The organism is Microbacterium suwonense, from assembly GCF_030296555.1.
Taxonomy (GTDB): Bacteria; Actinomycetota; Actinomycetes; order Actinomycetales; family Microbacteriaceae; genus Microbacterium; species Microbacterium suwonense.
In genome coordinates this window covers 1,996,745-2,015,590 of record NZ_AP027728.1, presented here as the reverse complement: position 1 = coordinate 2,015,590, position 18,846 = coordinate 1,996,745, and the positions used below count along the sequence as shown (strand labels likewise).

Annotated in this window: 17 protein-coding genes and 3 pseudogenes; 17 read left to right on the top strand and 3 right to left on the bottom strand. The window is 66.1% G+C overall.

Features of this window, described 5'->3' with window-relative positions:
* Positions 1–161 precede the first annotated feature (161 nt).
* From QUE33_RS10085 to QUE33_RS10070, 5 genes and pseudogenes are all read left to right on the top strand, one after another.
* Complete coding sequence (locus QUE33_RS10085) at positions 162–707, top strand: class II aldolase/adducin family protein (protein ID WP_286299676.1); 546 nt, start codon at positions 162–164, stop codon at positions 705–707.
* Positions 704–2,315, top strand: a pseudogene (locus QUE33_RS10080) (FGGY-family carbohydrate kinase). Before QUE33_RS10085 ends, QUE33_RS10080 begins: the two are co-directional and overlap by 4 nt.
* Before the next feature lie 80 nt (positions 2,316–2,395).
* Positions 2,396–3,004 carry an IS110 family transposase gene (locus QUE33_RS10075; RefSeq protein WP_286299675.1) on the top strand — a complete coding sequence of 203 codons (609 nt, stop codon included), beginning with the start codon at positions 2,396–2,398 and terminating at the stop codon, positions 3,002–3,004.
* 88 nt (positions 3,005–3,092) lie between these two features.
* Positions 3,093–3,476, top strand: a complete 384-nt coding sequence (locus QUE33_RS16160) for a transposase (protein WP_350226559.1) — start codon at positions 3,093–3,095, stop codon at positions 3,474–3,476.
* Positions 3,472–3,669 (top strand): annotated as a pseudogene (locus QUE33_RS10070) (transposase); the annotation flags it as partial. The gene QUE33_RS16160 and the pseudogene QUE33_RS10070, both read left to right, overlap by 5 nt.
* A gap of 474 nt (positions 3,670–4,143) precedes the next feature.
* Here the strand turns inward: QUE33_RS10070 and QUE33_RS10065 are convergent.
* Complete coding sequence (locus QUE33_RS10065; RefSeq protein ID WP_286299674.1) at positions 4,144–4,932, bottom strand: integrase core domain-containing protein; 789 nt, start codon at positions 4,930–4,932, stop codon at positions 4,144–4,146.
* Positions 4,933–5,066: 134 nt separating this feature from the next.
* On the opposite strand from QUE33_RS10065, the gene QUE33_RS10060 reads away from it, so the two are divergent.
* The 7 genes from QUE33_RS10060 (at position 5,067) to QUE33_RS10030 (ending at position 12,976) form a co-directional block, all read left to right on the top strand.
* A complete protein-coding gene (locus QUE33_RS10060) occupies positions 5,067–5,333 on the top strand; it encodes a HepT-like ribonuclease domain-containing protein (protein ID WP_286299673.1) in 267 nt (88 codons plus the stop codon).
* Positions 5,334–5,705: 372 nt separating this feature from the next.
* Positions 5,706–7,481 carry a glycoside hydrolase family 13 protein gene (locus QUE33_RS10055; protein WP_286299672.1) on the top strand — a complete coding sequence of 592 codons (1,776 nt, stop codon included), beginning with the start codon at positions 5,706–5,708 and terminating at the stop codon, positions 7,479–7,481.
* On the top strand, positions 7,478–8,749 hold the full coding sequence (locus QUE33_RS10050; protein WP_286299671.1) for an ABC transporter substrate-binding protein: 1,272 nt from the start codon (positions 7,478–7,480) through the stop codon (positions 8,747–8,749). Before QUE33_RS10055 ends, QUE33_RS10050 begins: the two co-directional genes overlap by 4 nt.
* A 117-nt stretch (positions 8,750–8,866) precedes the next feature.
* On the top strand, positions 8,867–9,724 hold the full coding sequence (locus QUE33_RS10045; protein WP_286299669.1) for a carbohydrate ABC transporter permease: 858 nt from the start codon (positions 8,867–8,869) through the stop codon (positions 9,722–9,724).
* Entirely contained in the window at positions 9,685–10,542 is an 858-nt protein-coding gene (locus tag QUE33_RS10040; RefSeq protein ID WP_286299667.1) for a carbohydrate ABC transporter permease, read from the top strand. The genes QUE33_RS10045 and QUE33_RS10040 overlap by 40 nt, the downstream gene beginning before the upstream one ends.
* The gene (locus QUE33_RS10035; RefSeq protein ID WP_286299665.1) at positions 10,542–11,933 is read left to right on the top strand and encodes a glycoside hydrolase family 13 protein; all 1,392 of its coding nucleotides are present in this window, start codon (positions 10,542–10,544) and stop codon (positions 11,931–11,933) included. Before QUE33_RS10040 ends, QUE33_RS10035 begins: the two co-directional genes overlap by 1 nt.
* Positions 11,930–12,976, top strand: coding sequence for a LacI family DNA-binding transcriptional regulator (locus QUE33_RS10030; protein ID WP_286299663.1), 1,047 nt, complete (start codon positions 11,930–11,932; stop codon positions 12,974–12,976). Before QUE33_RS10035 ends, QUE33_RS10030 begins: the two co-directional genes overlap by 4 nt.
* 11 nt (positions 12,977–12,987) lie before the next feature.
* On the opposite strand, the gene QUE33_RS10025 is transcribed toward QUE33_RS10030, so the two are convergent.
* Positions 12,988–13,761, bottom strand: coding sequence for an IclR family transcriptional regulator (locus tag QUE33_RS10025; protein ID WP_286299661.1), 774 nt, complete (start codon positions 13,759–13,761; stop codon positions 12,988–12,990).
* A 126-nt stretch (positions 13,762–13,887) separates the two neighbouring features.
* Between QUE33_RS10025 and QUE33_RS10020 the strand changes: the two genes are divergently transcribed.
* The 5 genes and pseudogenes from QUE33_RS10020 to QUE33_RS16155 all read left to right on the top strand — a co-directional run bounded on the left by QUE33_RS10020 (position 13,888) and on the right by QUE33_RS16155 (position 18,073).
* Entirely contained in the window at positions 13,888–14,442 is a 555-nt protein-coding gene (locus QUE33_RS10020; protein WP_286299660.1) for a DJ-1/PfpI family protein, read from the top strand.
* Positions 14,443–14,494: 52 nt separating this feature from the next.
* A pseudogene (locus tag QUE33_RS10015) lies at positions 14,495–15,480 on the top strand (aldo/keto reductase).
* Positions 15,481–15,541: 61 nt separating this feature from the next.
* Entirely contained in the window at positions 15,542–16,183 is a 642-nt protein-coding gene (locus QUE33_RS10010) for an NADPH-dependent F420 reductase (RefSeq protein WP_286299659.1), read from the top strand.
* A 34-nt stretch (positions 16,184–16,217) separates the two neighbouring features.
* Positions 16,218–17,834: a sodium-dependent transporter gene (locus tag QUE33_RS10005; RefSeq protein ID WP_286299657.1), complete on the top strand. Its 1,617-nt coding sequence runs from the start codon at positions 16,218–16,220 to the stop codon at positions 17,832–17,834.
* On the top strand, positions 17,831–18,073 hold the full coding sequence (locus QUE33_RS16155) for a methionine/alanine import family NSS transporter small subunit (protein WP_350226445.1): 243 nt from the start codon (positions 17,831–17,833) through the stop codon (positions 18,071–18,073). The genes QUE33_RS10005 and QUE33_RS16155 overlap by 4 nt, the downstream gene beginning before the upstream one ends.
* Here QUE33_RS16155 and QUE33_RS10000 read toward each other — a convergent pair.
* Positions 17,972–18,790: an alpha/beta hydrolase fold domain-containing protein gene (locus tag QUE33_RS10000; protein ID WP_286299654.1), complete on the bottom strand. Its 819-nt coding sequence runs from the start codon at positions 18,788–18,790 to the stop codon at positions 17,972–17,974. The genes QUE33_RS16155 and QUE33_RS10000 overlap by 102 nt on opposite strands.
* Positions 18,791–18,846 lie beyond the last annotated feature (56 nt).

The following is an 18,846-nucleotide window of genomic DNA, read 5'->3' as shown; positions in this document are numbered from 1 at the left end:
CCGTGAGCAGCGAAGCCCCCGCCTTCACCCCCGAGGTCGAAGCCGCCATTCAGACCGTCCGAGAGGACGTCGCCTGCCTGCACGGCGAGCTGGTCCGGTACAACTGAGTCGTCTGGGCCGGCGGCAACGTCTCGGGCCGCGTTCCCGGCACCGACCTCTTCGTGATCAAGCCTTCGGGCATCTCGTACGAGGACCTCGCCCCGGGGAACATGATCCTGTGCGACCTCGACGGCACCGCCGGCAGCGAGCGCAGCCCGTCCAGCGACACGGCCGCGCACGCCTACGTTCACCGCCACATGCCCGAGGTGGCGGCGTCGTGCACACCCATTCCGACGACGCGGTGGCCTGGGCCGCGCGTGGAGGAAATCCTCTGCATGATCACCGCCATGGCGGACGAGTTCGGCGAGCCCATCCCGATCAGCCGGTTCGCCATCGTCGGCGACGACTCGATCGGTCGGGGGATCGGCGATACCCTGCGTGGGCACTGCAGCCGTGCGGTGCTCATGCAGAACCACGGACCGTTCACGATCGGCGTGAAGGCGAAGGACGCGGTCAAGGCCGCCGTCATGGGCGAGGACGTCGCGCGCACCGTGCACCTCGCCCGCGAGGCGGGGCCGCTGATCCCGATCCCGCAGGAGGCTATCGATAGCCTCCTGCGGGATCGGTACCAGAACGTGTACGGTCAGAGCGCGGACGCCCGCCGATGACCCTTCGACACAGCTCAGGGACCCAGCGAGCGGACAACCTGGCCGGCCGCACCAGCCTCGGCATCGAGTTCGGCTCGGCCCGCATCAAGGCCTGCCTGATCGGCTCCGACGCCACCGAGGTGCTCGCCACCGGCGCGTTCTCCTGGGAGAACCGGCTCGAGGACGGTCTGTGGACCTACCGCCTCGACGAGGTCTAGCAGGGACTGCAGTCGGCGTTTGCCGATCTCACCGACAACGCGCACGACCGCTACGGCGTGCACCCGACGACCTTCGGGGCGATCGGGATCTCGGCCATGACGCACGGCTACCTGTCCTTTGGCGCGCAAGGCGAGCTGCTCGTGACCTCCCGCACCTGGCGCAACACGAACACGGGAACCGCGGCATCCGAGCTCACCGAGCTCTTGGGGGTGAACATCCCGCTGCGCTGGTCGATCGCGAACCTGCACCAGGCCGTCGTGACGCCGAGGCGCACGTGCCCCAGCTGGACTTCGTGACCACCCTCGCCGCCGACGTGCACTGGAAGCTCACGGGCACGCGCGTGCTCGTCGTCGGCGACGCCTCGGGCATGTTCCCGATCGACTCCGCAACCGGCGGGTACGACGAGCGGATGCTGCAGGCCTACGATGCTCTGGTCGCCGACCGCCTCCCGGCGCCGCTGAGCTCGCTACTGCCCGCCGTGCTCCCGGCCGGCGCCGCCGCCAGCGCCCTGACCGCCGACGGAGCCCTGCTGCTCGATCCCACCGGCGCGACCCGGCCGGCGTCCCTGCTGTGCCCTTCAGAGGGCGACGCCGGCACCTGCACGGTCGCGACCAACTCGGTCGCCCCGCGCACCGGCAACGTGTCGGCCGGCACGAGCATCTACACGCTGGTCGTCCTCGAGCGTCCGCTCGCAGGCGTGCACCACGAGCTCGACCTCGTCACCACCCCCGCAGGCGATGCGGTAGCGATGGTGCACTGCAACAATGGCGCCAGCGAGCGCGCCGCCTGGGCGGGCATGTACACCCGGTTTTCGACCGTGGCGGGGCAGCCGGTGAGCGACGACGCGGCCTTCGAGGCGCTCTTCCGCAAGGCGCTCGCCGGAGAGGCGGATGCCGGCGGCCTGCTCGCCTACAACCACCTCGCCGGAGAGCCCATCGCCGGACTCGCCGAGGGGCGCCCGCTCTTCGTCCGCACCCCTGACAGCACCTTCACCCTGGCGGACTTCATGCGCGCGCAGCTGTACGGGGTGTTCGGCACCCTCGCCCTCGGCATGCAAGTGCTGACCGCCGAGGGCGTCGAGCTCGACCGCATGTTCGCGCACGGCGGCATGTTCCGCACGGCCGGCGTCGCACAGCGCTTCTTCGTCAGTGCGCTCGGCGCACCCGTGGCCGTGGGCGAGCTGGCCTCCGAGGGCGGCGCCTACGGCATCGCTGTGCTCGCCTCGTATCTCGGACGCAGCGAGTCGCTGGGGGAGTACCTCGAGGACAGCGTCTTCGCCGCCGCATCCTCACCACCGCCGACCCCGTCGACGTCGCCGGCTTCATCGCCTATCTCGACCGCTACCGCGCGGCCTGCCTTCCGTTTGAAGTGTCGTCCCGCCGCGGTCACAGGGAACCCACGCTGACTTGATGAGAGCGTCGATCACTCGACTGGGATGTTGTCGCGTTGGCTCCCGCCATCCAGATTAGGCAAGCAGCAAGGGAGCCACCTTGGGCAGCATCATCGTCGGCGTTGATCCCCACAGGAAGGTGTTCACCGCGTCCGTGCTCGACGAGAGCGGACGCGACCTCGACCATCAGCACTTCGCGAACACAGGAAAGGGGCACGCGGATGCGCTCGGTTGGGCGCAATCGATTGGGTCGATCCACAAGATCGGGATTGAAGGAGCCAGCGGGCTCGGCCGCCCGCTGGCCGAGTTCCTCGTCGATCACGGACTGGACGTCAGGGACGTGCCGCCTCACAAGACCGCACAGCGTCAACGGGGTCGGTACGAGGGAAAGTCCGATCCTCTCGACGCGCACCGCGTGGCTGCGGAAACGCAAACCAACGACCGACTCGCCCACGCCTTCAAGCACTCGGCGACCGCCGCCCCTGACCCGGTCAGAGACCAGATCGCGCTCTGGCACAACGTCAGGACCTCACTGCGAAAGATCCGCGTCCAGCTCATCGGCGAGCTCGACGCACTCATCCAGGAGCTCCCCGAACACATCCGGACGAGGCTGCCTGAGCGCACGACCGCGCGGGCTCGGTTCACCGCGGTCGCCGCGCTCGGACGCGTGCGGGCACCGATCCGGTTCGGCGCCTGCGGCTCAAGCTGATCCGCAGCCGGAGCAATATACTCAAAGACGTGCTCGCCCAAGACAAAGTCGCTGGAGCGGAGCTCTGCAAGCTCGTTGACGCAAGCGGATCAGCCCTGCCGTCAATCATAGGGATCGCCGTGCGCACTGCCGCGGAGATTCTCCTCGAGGTCGGCGACCCGCGCCGTTCACGGAGGCCGGCTTCGCGAGATTCAACGGAACGGCACCGATCCCAGCGAGCTCCGGAGAGGACGGAGGCCGGCCCCGGCGGCACCGGCTCAGCCGCGGCGGGAACCGCCGACTGAACGCCGCGATCCACCGAACCGCAGTCACCCAGCTTCGCTGCGAACCGCGCGCCCGCGAGCTCTACCAGGCCGCGATCACCCGCGGACACACGCGCCGTGAAGCCATGCGCATCCTCAAAAGGCACCTATCGAACACGATCCACCGCACCATGATCCGCGACGCGATTCAACACGAACTCTTGACATGAGAGCTTCAAACGCCGCACCGATGTCGTCGGCACGTTCCCGAACCCGGCCGCGCTCCTGCGCCTGGCAGGGCACGTTCTGATCGAGCAGCACGATGAGTGGGACGGCGCAGACCGCCGCTACTTCAGCGAGCACTCCAGGAAGCTCCTCACCGCGACCGACGAGGAGGTGGCGATCCCGGAACTGAACGCGGCATATTCAAACCAGCTGACCCGCACGGTGTCGAGAGACTCCACCACTCAGCGGGACGTCACCCGATCTCGAACGGCGACTGCAGAAGCGAAACGATCGAATCGCCTCCCCCATCGTGTCGACAAGTGTCCGAAAAGTGTCCCGAGCATCCCGAGGCGGCCGATTCTGACGTGCTTTCGGTATCTCCCGTGTGTGGCGAGCGGGAGGCCATAGTGCCGAGAATCCGCAGACTTACGGGGTTCTCAGTCGTCTCAAGGACATGGGCGCACCAAGGCGATCGAATAGCTAGACCGCGCACACCACCCTGCTAAGGTGGAGTCCCCTCACGGGGACCGAGGGTTCAAATCCCTCCGTCTCCGCCACTGTCCTGAGTCGCGACATAGTTTACGAACTTGTCGCGGCTCAGGACTTTTGTTGTCTGGGGTGTTGACGGCTGACGCGGGGTCGGTGAGTCGGGTGATCGTTGACCGGGGCGGGTCAAGGTTTCTTGGGTTGGTAGTTCTTGGTGGGGTCGATGGTGAACTCGGCGATGATTTGGCTGGTGTTCATGTTGCTGACGGTGACGTCGCGGTCGTGGATGAGCAGGAGCACGGGTGTGCCGACATGGGAGCGGCCGATGCCGAGGTGGCGGAGTTTGCCGGCGTAGCGGAGGGTGACTTTCCCGTTCTTGTCGACGGTGTCGGTGCAGGAGCGCCATTCGGTGGTGTCGGCGGTGCTGGTTGGGGTCGCTTTGGGGAGGGCGGTGTAGGCCTGTTCGGGGGTGCGGCGGCCGAGGGAGCGGTGGGGTCGGCGGGTGTTGTACCAGGTCTGGAATTCGGTGAGCAGGGTGGCGAGTTCCTGGATCGTGTTCGGCAGGGGGCGAGCTTTGAGCCAGCGTTTGAGGGTCTGGTGGAAGCGTTCGATCTTTCCCTGGGTTTGAGGGTGTCCGGGGCGGCCGTTCTTCTGGGTGATGCGGTGTGCGGCGAGCAGTTTCTCGAACCCACCGCGGGCACCTTTGAAGCGGGCCAAGCGAGTGGTGAACACCAGTCCGTTGTCGGTGAGAGTTGAGTACGGCGGGCCGCAGCGGGTGATCAGTTCGGTCATGGCGGTGACGACCATCGGGCCGGTGAACGCGGCGGCGGGGCGGATCTCGAGTAGGTAGCGGGCGTGGTCGTCGAGGAAGTCGAGGATCTCGACGCGGGTGCCGTCAGCGAGGTACCAGTGGGTGATGTCAGAAGCGAGTGGTCTCATGGAAGAGACCCGGGAACTGTACGGCAGGGAGGACATCGACATTTTCCCTGCGCAATTGCTCTGGCGTACGGTTTGGGAGTCGGCGAAGCACGACGCGGTCGCACTGCGACTCGCAACGCCGAAAGCCGCGTGGCCGATGCTCTGACCGCGATTGCAGGTGTCGACGTTACTTGCCGACGCTGAGCAGCGACGTGCACGATATCGCAGACACGGCTGAGGATGCGGTTGAGCGGAACCTGCGGATCATCGGAGAGGCTGTTACGCATCTGCCCGCAGAACTGACCGACGCTCATCCGGAGATTGCCTGGCCGCAGATCCGAGGTTTTCGGAACATCCTCGTCCAGCAGTACTTCGGAGTTGACGCCGAGACTGCGCGCGACGTCGTTGAGAATCATCTCCCGCTGCTCGATGACGCGCTCCGTCCGCACGCGGAGTGACTCTGCGCTCGATCGAGAGATCTCACCGCAGCGGCGCCTGAACTCTGAGTAGGTGTCTGGGGTCTGACGCAGTCCTACCACCTTGAGCAGGTTTGGGGGTTGACGAGAGGTGCACCTTTGGTGTTTTATCGATTTACTAAACGTGTACCTAGCGTCGGGATGCATAGCGGACGAGGTGGCTACCCCAGTGGGGACGTGATCGATATCCACTGACGCTTTAGCTCCCATCGACCCCGTGCGGGTGGTGCGGCCGCACCCGACGCCGCCCGCACGGCCTCACAGAACCAGGACAATTCGATGTTGCGAACCTCTTCACCAGACACAACAGGCCTTCTGGGTGCGTCCGCTGATAACGTCCCCTCGGAGCGACACATGCCGATACCCCCGAGACCGTGGTGGGAAGACGCCGTCGCATATCAGGTATATGTACGCTCCTTCCGGGACAGCAACGGCGACGGAATCGGTGATCTCCCCGGCATCCGGGCTGCCCTCCCGGAGCTCTCCTCTCTCGGCATCGATGCGATCTGGCTGAATCCCTGCTACACATCGCCGCAACGCGACCACGGTTACGACATCGCCGACTACTTCGAGATCGATCCCGCTTATGGCACGATCGACGACCTCGCTCACCTCGTCGAGGATGCGCATGCCCGTGGCATCCGGGTTCTGATGGACATGGTCGCGAACCACTGTTCCGATGAACATGCCTGGTTCCGGCAGGCCTTGGCTGCGGAACCGGGGAGCGCCGAGCGTGAGCGGTTCATCTTCCGGGATGGCCGTGGTGTTGACGGTAAGCAGCCTCCGAACAACTGGCAGAGCGTATTCGGCGGGTCAGCATGGACACGCGTCTTCGACGCTGATGGTCGTCCTGGACAGTGGTATCTTCACTCTTTCGATCGTGCGCAGCCGGATTTCAACTGGCGGAACCCGGAGGTGGCTGCCTATTTCGATCAGGTTCTCACATTCTGGTTCGACCTCGGGGTGGATGGATTCCGGATCGATGTGGCACACGGCCACGTCAAGTCGGCCGAACTCGCCGACTGGCCCGGCGCGGACGACGGCACAGGCGGACACAACCACGACATGTGGGACCAGCCGGAAGTGCACGACATCTATCGGTCCTGGAGAGCCATCGGTGAGCGGCAGTCCGAACCGAAGTACTTCGTCGGCGAGATCTGGGTTCCATCTGTCGAACGACTGAGTGCGTACCTCCGCTCCGACGAACTGCACCAGGCATTCAACTTCGAACTCCTCGTGCAGCCTTGGGATGGACCGCGACTGCGCGCCGCCATCGAATCCGGACTGCACACGGCATCCGTGGGTGGGCCACAGGCATGGACGCTGTCGAATCATGACGTGCACCGGACTGTGACGCGGTATGGGCAGGAGCAGGAACTCGACGCCCCCGAGCCCACGGATATGATCGCTGCGGCACGCAGGCAGGGAACTGCGGATCTCGAGCTCGGGACCCGCCGAGCTCGTGCCGCGGCTGCGCTTCTGCTGGCGCTCCCCGGCACGGTGTACCTGTATCAAGGGGAGGAGCTCGGGCTCCCCGAGGTCTTTGACCTGCCCGATCATGCGCGGCAGGATCCGATCTGGCTGCGCTCCGGCGGGATGGAGCTCGGACGCGACGGGTGCCGCGTCCCCCTTCCCTGGTCGGCCGAAGAGCCGAACTTCGGCTTCACACCCTCAGCGTCCAGTGCGCCGTGGCTCCCCCAGCCGGAATGGTTCGGTGACTTTGCCGCCGATAGTCAGCGCAAGGACGCCGGGTCGATGCTCCGCCTCTACAGTCGCCTCATTCAGGAGCGCCGGCACCTGTTCAGGGGATCCGGATCGATCTCTTGGCTGGACACCGGCGACCCGCAGCTTCTCGCATTCACCCGAGGTGCAGGAGCGTGCGTGATCAACCTCGGCGATGAGCCGGCATCGATTCCATCAGAGTGGGGGCTCGGCCCGAGCATCATCTCCACTGCGACTTCCGTGGTCGACGGCAATGTCGTCCCGGTCGACAGCGCGGCCTGGTTCGCGTTCACACCCGCACGCGCAGATGCGGCTGCGCATACGGGCCCCCGAGTCGGCTTCGACTCACCAGCACCACACCTGCACACCGCGGCGCCGCAGCGCCGATTCATCCCAAAGGAGCAATGATGCACCGCAGAACACTCATGATCGCCGCGATCGGCGCAACCGCCGGGTTGCTCGCCCTCTCGGGCTGCACCTCGGCTGCAGACGACGCAGACGGCGTGACCGAAGTCACCGTATGGCACTACTGGGACGGCACCAACGCCGATGCCTTCGATGCGATGGCAGATGAGTACAACGCCGCCCATCCAGAGGTGAAGATCAGCACCTCGAACGTGCCGAACGCCGATTTCCTCACGAAGCTGCGGGCCTCAGCGACATCGAAAACCCTCCCCGACATCGCCATCGGCGACCTGGTGTGGGTTCCGCAGATCGAACAGATCGGCTCACTCGCCGACCTTTCGGGCTTCCTCCCGGAAGAGACGATCGCCGACATCAACCCGGCGCTGACCTCCTTCGGGACGATCGGGGGCAAGCAGGTCTCGGTGCCCGTGTCGGCGAACAACCTCGCGTTCATGTACAACAAGACGCTGTTCGAAGAAGCCGGTCTCGATCCCGACCAGCCGCCGACGACGTGGGAAGAGCTCATGTCAGCGGGCAAGGCCGTGCTCGACAAGACAGGCAAACCCGGCTACGACCTCTTCACGCAGGCGGGCGACAATGGCGAAGGGTTGACCTGGAACTTCCAAGTCAACCTCTGGCAGGCCGGAGGTGAGTTCCTCACGGATGACAACTCGGCAGCCGCATTCAATACCCCGGAAGGCAGAAAGGCATTGCAGTTCTGGGTGGATCTGATCGAGTCCGGCGTGAGCCCCTATGCCCGTTGGGGCGAGTTCGAGAAGGGCCAGGGCGGCTCAGCGCAGGAAGGATCGTGGATGGTCGGCATCTGGGCATCCGACCCGCCGTTCGACTTCGGAGTCGGTAAGGCGCCGTACCCCAGTGACGGGGTGCCCGCGACGAACCTCGGCGGCGAGCAGGCGATGGTCTTCGATAACTCCGACGAGACCACGAAGGCTGCCGCGGACTTCCTCGCCTGGTTCCTGGAGCCCGACCAGGTCGAGAGCTGGAGCGAGACGACGGGCATGCTCCCGGTAACGAACTCCGTTGCGACGAGCAGCGACTACCTCGATTGGGTCAACAGCACCGAGCCACGTCTGCTGCCATACGTCGAGCAGATGGCCGACGCACACGCCCGCCCGAACACCCCGCTCTACCCGAAGATCTCCCTCGCCTTCGCGCAGAAGATCGAGACCGCATTGAGCGGACAGGCGAGCGTCGAAGACGCCCTCGAGAGCGCCGAGACCGCGGTCAACGCGGTCATCGCGGAAGGCTGATCGACTCCGTGGCACTGTCCAGCACCAGCCGTCCGGGGCGCGCAAGCGCCCGGACGGGACCCTCGCAGCGACCTGAACTCCGCACGGCGCCCGCCGCGGCGCTACGAGCGTGAGCAGGTGCTCACGGCTGCGCTGTTCCTCCTCCCCGCATTGGCTGTGATCGGCGTCTTCGTGCTCTACCCGATCGTTTCCGCCGGCTATATCAGCGTGACCTCCTGGAACGGATTCGATCCGATCAAGGAATTCATCGGCCTCGACAATTACGTGCGCCTCGCCCGGGACCCGGAGTTCTGGAACAGCGTCCTCGTCACGTGCATCTACGCAGCAGGCGTGTCGGTCCTCTCCGTCGCATCCGGACTCGCCATCGCACTGCTTCTCGACGCACCGTTGCGTGGCCGTGGCTTCTATCGCGGCGTCTACTTCCTGCCCGCTGTGACATCGTCTGTCGCCGCCGCGATCGTGTGGAAGTACATGCTCGACCCTGCCGGCTTCGTCAACTCTGTGCTCGCTCAAGTTGGAATCGATGGTCCGAACTGGCTGCAGGATCGCTGGCTGGCCCTCGGTGCGCTCACTTTGCTCACGGTATGGAAGAACCTCGGATTCAACGCGGTGCTCTATCTGACCGCGCTCCAAGCACTGCCTCAAGGCGTTTTCGAGGCGGCGCAGCTCGATGGCGCGAACCTGGCACAAAGGCTCCGCTTCCTCACGATTCCCCTGCTCGCACCGATGACGTTCTTCGTCGTCGTCCAGGCGCTCATCACCAGCTTCCAGGCCTTCGACCTCGTCTACATCCTGACCGGTGGAGGACCTCAAGGCGGCACGGAGGTGCTCGGCATGCTCATGTATCGCGAGGCTTTCCGGCTCGGCGACTTCGGCTACGGAACGGCCATCGCATTCGTGACACTCCTGCTCATCCTCGGAGTCACGCTCGTGCAATGGCGAGCCTCGGGATCGGGAAGGTCATCACTCCGATGAACCCACGTCTGCGACTCGCACTCGGCCGGCATCTGGTCCTCATCCTTGGCGCGGCCTTTGTCGTCATCCCGTTCCTGTGGATGTTCACGACATCGCTTCAGACGCGGGCCGAGACGTACACGAACACGTCGATCCTGCCGACCTCCTGGCACTGGGAGAACTACGTCCATGCCTGGGAGGCCGCGCCGTTCGGACAGTATTACCTCAACAGCATCATCATGGCCGTCGGAATCGTCTCGGGACATCTCGTTCTGGATGCCCTGGCCGCGTACGCGTTCGCCCGGCTCGATTTCCCGTTCAAGAACGCGATCTTCATGATCCTGCTCGCCGCACTGATGATTCCGATGTTCGTGACCATCATTCCCGCGTATGCGATCGTCGCCGATCTCGGCTGGATCGACACCTACTCGGGGCTCATCGTGCCGCGCCTGGCAGATGTCTTCGGGATCATCCTGCTTCGGCAGTATTTCGCATCCATCCCGATGGAACTGGAAGAAGCGGCGCGCATCGACGGATGCAGCCGTGCCGGCACGTTCTTCCGGATCATCGTTCCCTTGTCGACTCCGGCGTTCGCCACACTTGCCATCTTCAGCTTCCTCTTCGCCTGGAACGACTTCCTCTGGCCGCTGCTGGTCACCAATACCGATGACGTGCGCACCATCCAGATCGGACTCTCTGCTTTTGTGGGGCGCTACGGCACAAGCTGGAACTACCTGATGGCCGGTACCCTCACTGCGACCATCCCCAGCATCGTGGTCTTCCTCTTCTTCCAACGCGCGCTCGTGCGTGGAATCGCCTCGACCGGATTGAAGGACTGATGTCGACCCCTGACTGGCTCGCCGATGCCACCTTTTACCAGATCTTCCCCGAGCGGTTCGCCAACGGCGACCCCACGCTCGACCCACCCGGTGTCGAGCCATGGGGCGCGGCACCGACCCGCGAGAACTTCTTCGGCGGTGACTTCGCCGGCATCACCGCGCGGCTCGATCACATCGTCTCCGTTGGGGCGAATGCGATCTATCTCACTCCCATCTTCGAGGCCGACACGAATCATCGATATGACGCGAAGGACTACTTCACGATCGATCACAGGCTCGGGGACCTCAACGCCTTCCGACGGTTCCTCGATGCTGCTCACCAGCGCGGGATACGGGTTGTACTGGATGCCGTCTTCAACCACTGCGGAGATGGCCACTGGGCGTTCCGCGACGTCATCGAGAACGAGGCCGCATCGGAGTATGTCAACTGGTTCTCGGTAGAGGGCTTTCCCGTGACGTCTCACCCGGTGCCGAACTACCGCACCTGTTCCGGCTGCTATTACCTGCCGAAGTGGAACGCATACAATCCGGAGGTGCGTGCGCACCACTACGACGTCGCTCGACACTGGATAGAGCAGGGCATCGACGGCTGGCGACTCGACGTGCCGTACTTCATCAACCACAGCTTCTGGCGAGGCTTCCGCGACGTGGTGAAAGGTCTCGGTGAAGACTTGTACATAGTTGCCGAGGAATGGCGTGACCCGGAGGAGTGGCTTCAAGGCGACCTCGCAGACGGCACGATGAACTACACGCTGCGCGATCTCATCCTGGGGTTCACTGCGGACGGATCGGTCGATGCCGGGGCGCTGGTGAGCGGGATGAACATGCTCCGCGCTCGTATCCCCGACGGGTTTCGCTCCGGGATGCTGAACCTCCTCGGCAGCCATGACACGGAGCGCGTGCTCACGCGCCACGGCGGTGATGTGCGCGCTGCCCTCCGCGCCTACTCGCTGCTCTTCGCAGCCGAAGGGGCGCCGATGCTCTACTACGGCGACGAGGTCGGGCTGACTGGTGAGAATGATCCTGGATGCCGTGGGACGATGCCATGGGATGAGTCGGACTGGTCCCATGAACTCCTTGACGGCATCCGCTCCCTCAGTCGGGCACGCGCTGAGTGCGCCGCCCTTCGACGGGGAGCCCAGGAAGTGAGCGCTTTCGATGACGATACTGTTCTGGTAATCCGTCGCGCAGACGATGGCGCGGTCGTCGTCGCCATCGTGCATCGCGGCAGCGGCACACGCATCCCCGTCCGCGCGCTGCCCGGCCTCGTGGAGGGTCATGCCTGGCGAGTCCTTCTCGGAGATGCAGCGTTCGACAAGGACGGATGCATTCGCCTCGCCGCCGGCGGCGTCACCTACCTCACAACCTTCACGAACGAGACACGACCATGAAGAACCGCAGAGTGACCATGCAGGACGTGGCGGAGCGCGCGAACGTCTCGAAGACGGCCGTCTCCCTCGCGTTCAACAACTCGAATCGGCTCTCTGAGGCGACGGTGAAGAACATCCTCGAGGCGGCCACAGAGCTCGGCTATTCGCAGGATCCGGCTGCGCGCATGCTTCGCACCCGACGGACAGACAGCCTCGGGCTTCTCCTTCCACAGCAGCTCGACAAGGTGCTTGAGAACCCCTATTACACGCAGTTCCTCCAGGGCATCGGACAGACCTGTCAGCGCGAAGGGTTCACCCTCCTTCTCGCGCCGCCCCTGCGCGGTTCGATGCTGAAGACGATCCCATACGCTGCGGTCGACGGTTTCATCGTCAGCGGCCTGGAGCATGATCGAGGTGAGGTGAACGCGCTCCGCCAGCGGGGAATCCCCTTCGTCCTCGTCGACAGCGAACTGCATGACGACGTGCCGTCGGTCGAGATCGACGACAGCGAGGGCATCGAAGCGCTCCTCACCCATCTACTGGACCTCGGACACCGCCGGATCGCCATCGTCGCGATCGAGACGGGGACCGAGGGTGGATACACGCACTGGCGTGGCCCTGTTCTCCGCCGAATGCAGGGAGCGATCTCGGCACTCGCATCGCATGGTCTGACTCCTGAGAGCGCCGGAATCACGGTACTTGAGGTGCCGTGCACACGTGCTGGGGGAGCCTCCGCGTTCAACAAGCTCTGGGTGCAGTCCGAATGCCCGACAGCGATCGTCGCATTCAGCGACATCATCGCTCTGGGCATCCTCGACGCTGCGCGGGAGGCAGATGTCTCCGTTCCCGGAGAGGTCTCCGTGACCGGGTTCGACGATCTCGCCGAGGCGAGCTGGTCCTCTCCATCGCTCACCACGATCCGCCAGCCGATCGAAGCCAAGGGGCGGCTGGCAGCCGAGTATCTCGTTGAGGCGATCGCTGGTTCCGACTCCACGCGGGACCATCATCAGCGCCTCCACACGACGCTTCTCGTGCGCAACTCGACCGGGCCGTCGCCGGGGTGAGCTCGCCCGCCTCACACCGGCATGCTGCTGGAGACGTGCCAGGCGCCGCGGCGCACGATCTTCTCGAACTCGTGCGCTCGTGAGGTGAAGTCGTCCGTCGTCGTCGACAGCGACACCGCCCCGACGGTGCGGCCGGACCGGGAGCGCACCGGGGCGGCGATGCAGGCCAGGTGCGGCATGTACTCGTCGACCTCGATGGCCACCTGCTGCGCGCGCACCTCGTCGAGCTGGGCGCGTAGGCCCTCCTCGCTGGTCACGGACTTCGGTCCGACGCGCGCGGCGCCGTGCCGCTCGAGGTAGCCTCTCAGCGCGGCGTCGTCGCGCTCGGCGAGCATGATCTTGCCGAACGCGGTGACGTGGGCGGCTTCGGTGAATCCGACGTGCAGCTGTCCGATGCGCGGATGCTGGGGAGAGTCCGCGACGTGCGCCACGGCGATGTCATCGCCGCGGAAGACGGTCAGGTAGGCGGGTGCACGGGCGTCGTCGTGGATGCCGGTGAGAATCGCGCGCACCTCAGGAGTCACGATCAGCTGCGCGCGCACCGCCCGACCGAGATCGTCGACCGCCCGGCCGAGGATGTACCGGGCGCTGCCGGTTCTGACCAGGTAGTCGCGCTCGGCGAGGGTGCCCAGCAGTCGGTAGACCGTCGCAGTCGACAGTGCGAGCCGCTCAGCGAGTTCAGCGGCGGTCAGTCCGTCGGGCGATGAGCCGACGGCATCCAGCAGCCGCAGCGCACGGTCGGCCGAGCGGATCAGCCCGCTCTCCTCCGCGCCGAGGTTGGTCATGCTTCATGGTAGGCAGGTTCGGAGCGGGTGGGACGGGTTGTTCGGGGCTGATTCGCACACGGTGAGAACGACGCTGGCGACCGCGTCCGTTCGCGCGGATGCTGAGATCAGACGAGAGGAGCCATCATGGCCGACAAGATCCTGATCATCACCGGCGACGCCGCCGAGACCCTCGAGGTGTACTACCCGTATCACCGGCTGCAGGAGGCCGGATACGAGGTGCACATCGGAGCGCCCGAGAAGCGCAAGCTGCAGTTCGTCGTGCACGACTTCGTCGACGGATTCGACACCTACACCGAGAAACCTGGGCACACCTGCGACGCGGATGTCGCACTCGCCGACGTCGACCCCGACGACTACGTCGCGGTCGTGGTGCCGGGCGGTCGCGCCCCGGAGTATCTGCGCAACAATGCCGACGCGCAGCGCCTCGTGCGACACTTCTTCGAGAAGAACGCGCCCGTGGCAGCCACCTGCCACGGGCCGCTGCTCCTGGCGGCATCCGGAGTGCTCGAAGGCCGCACCTCGTCGGCATACCCGGAGCTCGCGGTGGATGTCACCACTGCCGGCGGTGTCTTCGAGAACGGCGGTGCGGTCGTCGACGGAAATCTCGTCACGGCGCGGGCGTGGCCCGACAACGGCACCTGGATGAAGGCGTTCCTCGAAGTCCTTCAGGCCGCCTGAGCACCCTGCTCCGGCGCGGACGCCGCCTGCCCCGGAGCCATAGTCTGGAAGCATGCAGCATCGTATTCTGGGCCGCACCGGCCGCGACGTTTCACTCATCGGCCTCGGAACCTGGCAGCTCGGCGCCGACTGGGGTGAGGTGAGCGAGGCTGATGCGCGGGCGGTGCTCGACGCGAGCGCGGCAGCCGGGGTCACCTTCTTCGACACCGCCGACGTCTACGGCGACGGGCGCAGCGAGTCGCTCATCGGGGCATGGCGACGCGACAACCCGGATGCCGAGCTGACCGTCGCCACCAAGATGGGGCGCCGGGTGGAGCAGATCCCGGGCAACTATGTGCTGCAGAACTTCCGCGCGTGGACCGACCGCAGCCGGCGCAACCTCGGTGTCGACACGCTCGACCTCGTGCAGCTGCACTGCCCGCCGACCGCGGTGTATTCCGACGATGCCGTCTTCAATGCGCTGGACACCCTCGTCGAAGAGAAGGCGATCGCCGCCTACGGAGTGAGCGTCGAGACGGTCGCCGAGGCTCTCGCCGCGATCGCGCGACCTGGAGTGGCGACGGTGCAGATCATCCTCAACGCCTTCCGGCTGAAGCCGCTCGACGACGTTCTCCCGGCTGCACGTAAGGCCGGTGTCGGGATCATCGCCCGGGTGCCGCTCGCGAGCGGACTGCTCACGGGACGCTACACGCACGACACGGTGTTCGCCGCGAACGACCACCGCACCTTCAACCGGCACGGTGAGGCGTTCGATCAGGGAGAGACGTTCTCAGGCATCGATTTCGACGAGGGCGTCGAGGCCGCTCGCGAATTCTCCGTGCTCGCCGAGAACGCCGGTCTCGCGCCGGCCACGGCGGCTCTGGCCTGGGTCTCCCAGCTCCCGGGGTCTCCTCGGTGATCCCCGGTGCCCGCAATGTGACGCAGGCCGAGTCGAACGCCGCAGCGGGCTCCGTCCCGGATCTCGGGGACGAGTTCACAGCATCCGTGCGCGAACTCTACGATCACCGGATCCGCGACGCCATCCACCCGCGCTGGTAACGCCGAACGTCATGATGGCGGTCCCGGGGAATACGGAACCCGCAGCCGCGTTCCCCCGAGCATGACAACTCTCGGAATCATCGGCGCAGGACACATCGGCAGTCAGGTCGCACGGGCGGCCATCGCGGCAGGGTACGACGTGGTGATCGCGAACTCGCGTGAACCGGAGACCCTGGGCGACCTCGTCGCAGACCTCGGGCCGAAGGCGCGGGCGGCCACGGCCGCCGACGCCGGTGCGGCCGGAGACGTCGTCGTCGTGACGGTGCCGCTGAAGGCGCTCGATCAGATCCCCGTCGAGCCGCTCGCAGGCAAGATCGTGCTCGACACGAACAACTACTACTTCGAGCGGGACGGGCACATCGACGCTCTCGACAGGGGCGAGACGACCACCTCGCAGCTGCTGCAGGAGCACCTGCCGACCTCACGTGTCGTCAAGGCGTTCAACCACATCCGCTCGGACGAGATCACCACCGACGGCGTACCGGCCGGCACCCCGGATCGTCGAGCGCTCGCGACGGCGAGCGACCATGCGGATGCCGTCGAGTTCGTCACCCGGTTCTATGACGAGATCGGGTTCGACACCGTCAACATCGGGCCGCTGAGCGAATCGTGGCGCGTCGAGCGCGACCGCCCCGCGTACGTCGTGCGCCAGAACGCCGAGGAGCTGGCGGCCAATCTCGCCATCGCGAACCGTCTGCCCTGAGCCTGGACAGCGCCCCTCGGGTACCCTCGTCACCATGACGACGACGCAGGCACCCCGGCGCGAGGCCTTCGGGTCTCGCAATGTCTTCATCCTGTCGGCGATCGGCTCGGCCGTCGGCCTCGGCAACATCTGGCGCTTCCCGTATGTCGCCTACGAGGGCGGCGGCGGGGCGTTCCTGATCCCGTACCTGTGCGCGCTGCTGACGGCCGGCATCCCGCTGCTTTTCTTCGACTACGCGATCGGGCATCGCTTCCGCGGGTCGGCACCGCTCGCGTTCCGCAGGATGCACCGGGCGGCGGAGCCGCTGGGCTGGTGGCAGGTGCTCATCTGCGTCGTGATCGCCGCCTACTATGCGGTGATCATCGCGTGGGCGGCGATGTACACCTGGTTCTCGGCGCAGCTGAGCTGGGGCGTCGGCAACGAGGAGGGCTTCTTCTTCACGGAGTTCCTGCAGATGGGCGACGTCGGGAAGACCGGGCTGTCGGCGCAGTTCGTGCCGCAGGCCGGCATCCCGCTGATCCTGGTCTGGCTCGTCGTCATCGTCATCATGGCTCTGGGCGTCAAGCGCGGCATCGGCCGGGCGAACATGGTGCTCATGCCGCTGCTGACGGTGATGTTCGTCATCCTCGTCGTGCAGTCGCTGTTCCTGCCCGGGGCGATGGAGGGCCTGAACGCGTTCTTCGCCCCGAACTGGGCGGCGCTCGCCGACCCGGGCGTGTGGGCGGCGGCCTACGGGCACATCTTCTTCTCGCTGTCGGTGGCGTTCGGCATCATGGTCACCTACTCGTCGTATCTGAAGCGCAAGACCGACCTGACCGGTTCGGGTCTGGTGGTCGCGTTCGCGAACTCCGGCTTCGAGATCCTCGCGGGGATCGGCGTGTTCGCGGCGCTCGGTTTCATGGCGCAGGCGCAGGGAACGGATGTCGCCGGAGTCGCGACCTCGGGCATCGGCCTGGCATTCGTGGCCTTCCCGACGATCGTGTCGCAGGCCACCGGCGGGTCGATCATCGGCGTGCTCTTCTTCGGCGCACTGGTGTTCGCCGGCGTCACGTCGCTGATCAGCATCCTCGAGGTGATCGTCGCCGCGCTGCAGGACAAGCTCGGCTGGGGCCGGATCCGCACCACGATGACGGTGTCGATCCCGGTGGCGCTGATCTCGCTGGCACTGTTCTCGACGACCACCGCTCTCGCGGTGCTCGACACCGCGGATGCCTTCATCAACGCCTTCGGCATCATGGCCGTCGCGTTCGTCGCGGTCATCGTCGTCGCCTGGCTGCTGGGCCGGCTTCCGGCCCTCAGGGATCACCTCAACCGCCGCTCGAGCTTCCACGTCGGCTGGATCTGGATGCTGCTGGTCGGCGCGCTCGCGCCCGTCGTGCTCGGCTACCTGTTCGTGAGCGAGATCATCGCCAAGGTGAACACCCCGTACGGGGACTATCCGATCTGGTTCCTGTGGGTGTTCGGCTGGGGCATGGTCATCTCGCTGGTCGTCCTCGCGATCCTGCTCTCGCTGCTGCCGTGGAGCGGACGTTCGCACGCGAAGGACGACCCCGAGTACGACGAGTTCCTCGTCGAGGAGAGCTACGAACCGGATGCCGAGACGGGAGCCGTCCGATTGCCGGACGCGGTGTCGAAGGGAGAACGGCCATGACTCCTGTCGCCGTCGTCATGATGGTCATCGCGATGGTCACGGTGTGGGGCGGACTCATCGCCGGGATCATCAACCTCGCCCGTCACCCCGAAGTCGCCGAGACCGAGCCCGACGTTCCGCCGACGGAGCTCTGGGGGTCACCGCGCCGCGACCCACGCGGCCACGCGTTCGATGGTGCGCCCGAAACCGGGTTCCTCGGGGCGGTTCAGGTGCCCATGTCTCGTGCCCGGCTCGAATGACACGTCGGTCGGCACCCCGGCATCCGTCAGCGTCGCGGCGAACAGCTCGCCCGACACGCGCAGCTCGTCGGTGTCGCTGTTGACCATGATCGTCGGCGGGAACCCCACCACGTCGGCGGGCGTCGCCCGGCCGGGGACGGCAGTCAGAGGTGCGTCCCCGACGTCGCCACCCAGATACGTCTCGTACATGGCGCGCACGGCAGGCGGGGTGAAGACATCGGCATCCGGATCCGCGTCCAGCGCGGCGCGCAGTGCGGCGGACGGCGCCGGCTGCACGGCGAGCAGGGTCGGGTAGGCGAGGAACACGCCAGCGGGGAGCGGGACGGATGCCGTGGCCGGCTCATTCCCCAGCATCCGCAGCACGGCCCCGGCGATGAGGTTCCCGCCCGCGCTCGCACCGCCGACGAACAGCCGGCCCGGGTCGGCACCGAGCTCGGTGGCGTGGGCGACCAGCCACGACCAGGCGGTGAGGACGTCGTCCGAGCCCGCGGGGAACGTCCGGGTGCCGTCCGCTGCGACGAGGCGGTAGTCCACCGAGGCGACCGTTGCGCCACGGGCCGCGAAGGCCCGTGCCACGGCATCCGCCTCGGGCATGTCGAGATCGCCGTGCACGAACCCGCCGCCATGCGCCCAGAGCAATGCCGTGCCGCGCAGGGGGCCGTCGTCGCCGGGGTATACGCGCACGAGGCCGGCGAGGGCCGAAGAGGGAAGCGTCATGATCCCAGAATGACATCGGCGCGATGCACCTGCTGGCCGAATGACGACGCGGGTGG

Excerpts from the sequence above, each read along its gene's own strand:
- QUE33_RS10065 (WP_286299674.1), bottom strand. The coding sequence starts at position 4,932 with ATGTCCTCCCTGCCGTACAGTTCCCGGGTCTCTTCCATGAGACCACTC.
- QUE33_RS10055 (WP_286299672.1), top strand. The coding sequence starts at position 5,706 with ATGCCGATACCCCCGAGACCGTGGTGGGAAGACGCCGTCGCATATCAG.
- QUE33_RS10050 (WP_286299671.1), top strand. The coding sequence starts at position 7,478 with ATGATGCACCGCAGAACACTCATGATCGCCGCGATCGGCGCAACCGCC.
- QUE33_RS10040 (WP_286299667.1), top strand. The coding sequence starts at position 9,685 with ATGGCGAGCCTCGGGATCGGGAAGGTCATCACTCCGATGAACCCACGT.
- QUE33_RS10035 (WP_286299665.1), top strand. The coding sequence starts at position 10,542 with ATGTCGACCCCTGACTGGCTCGCCGATGCCACCTTTTACCAGATCTTC.
- QUE33_RS10030 (WP_286299663.1), top strand. The coding sequence starts at position 11,930 with ATGAAGAACCGCAGAGTGACCATGCAGGACGTGGCGGAGCGCGCGAAC.
- QUE33_RS10025 (WP_286299661.1), bottom strand. The coding sequence starts at position 13,761 with ATGACCAACCTCGGCGCGGAGGAGAGCGGGCTGATCCGCTCGGCCGAC.
- QUE33_RS10020 (WP_286299660.1), top strand. The coding sequence starts at position 13,888 with ATGGCCGACAAGATCCTGATCATCACCGGCGACGCCGCCGAGACCCTC.
- QUE33_RS10010 (WP_286299659.1), top strand. The coding sequence starts at position 15,542 with ATGACAACTCTCGGAATCATCGGCGCAGGACACATCGGCAGTCAGGTC.
- QUE33_RS10005 (WP_286299657.1), top strand. The coding sequence starts at position 16,218 with ATGACGACGACGCAGGCACCCCGGCGCGAGGCCTTCGGGTCTCGCAAT.
- QUE33_RS16155 (WP_350226445.1), top strand. The coding sequence starts at position 17,831 with ATGACTCCTGTCGCCGTCGTCATGATGGTCATCGCGATGGTCACGGTG.
- QUE33_RS10000 (WP_286299654.1), bottom strand. The coding sequence starts at position 18,790 with ATGACGCTTCCCTCTTCGGCCCTCGCCGGCCTCGTGCGCGTATACCCC.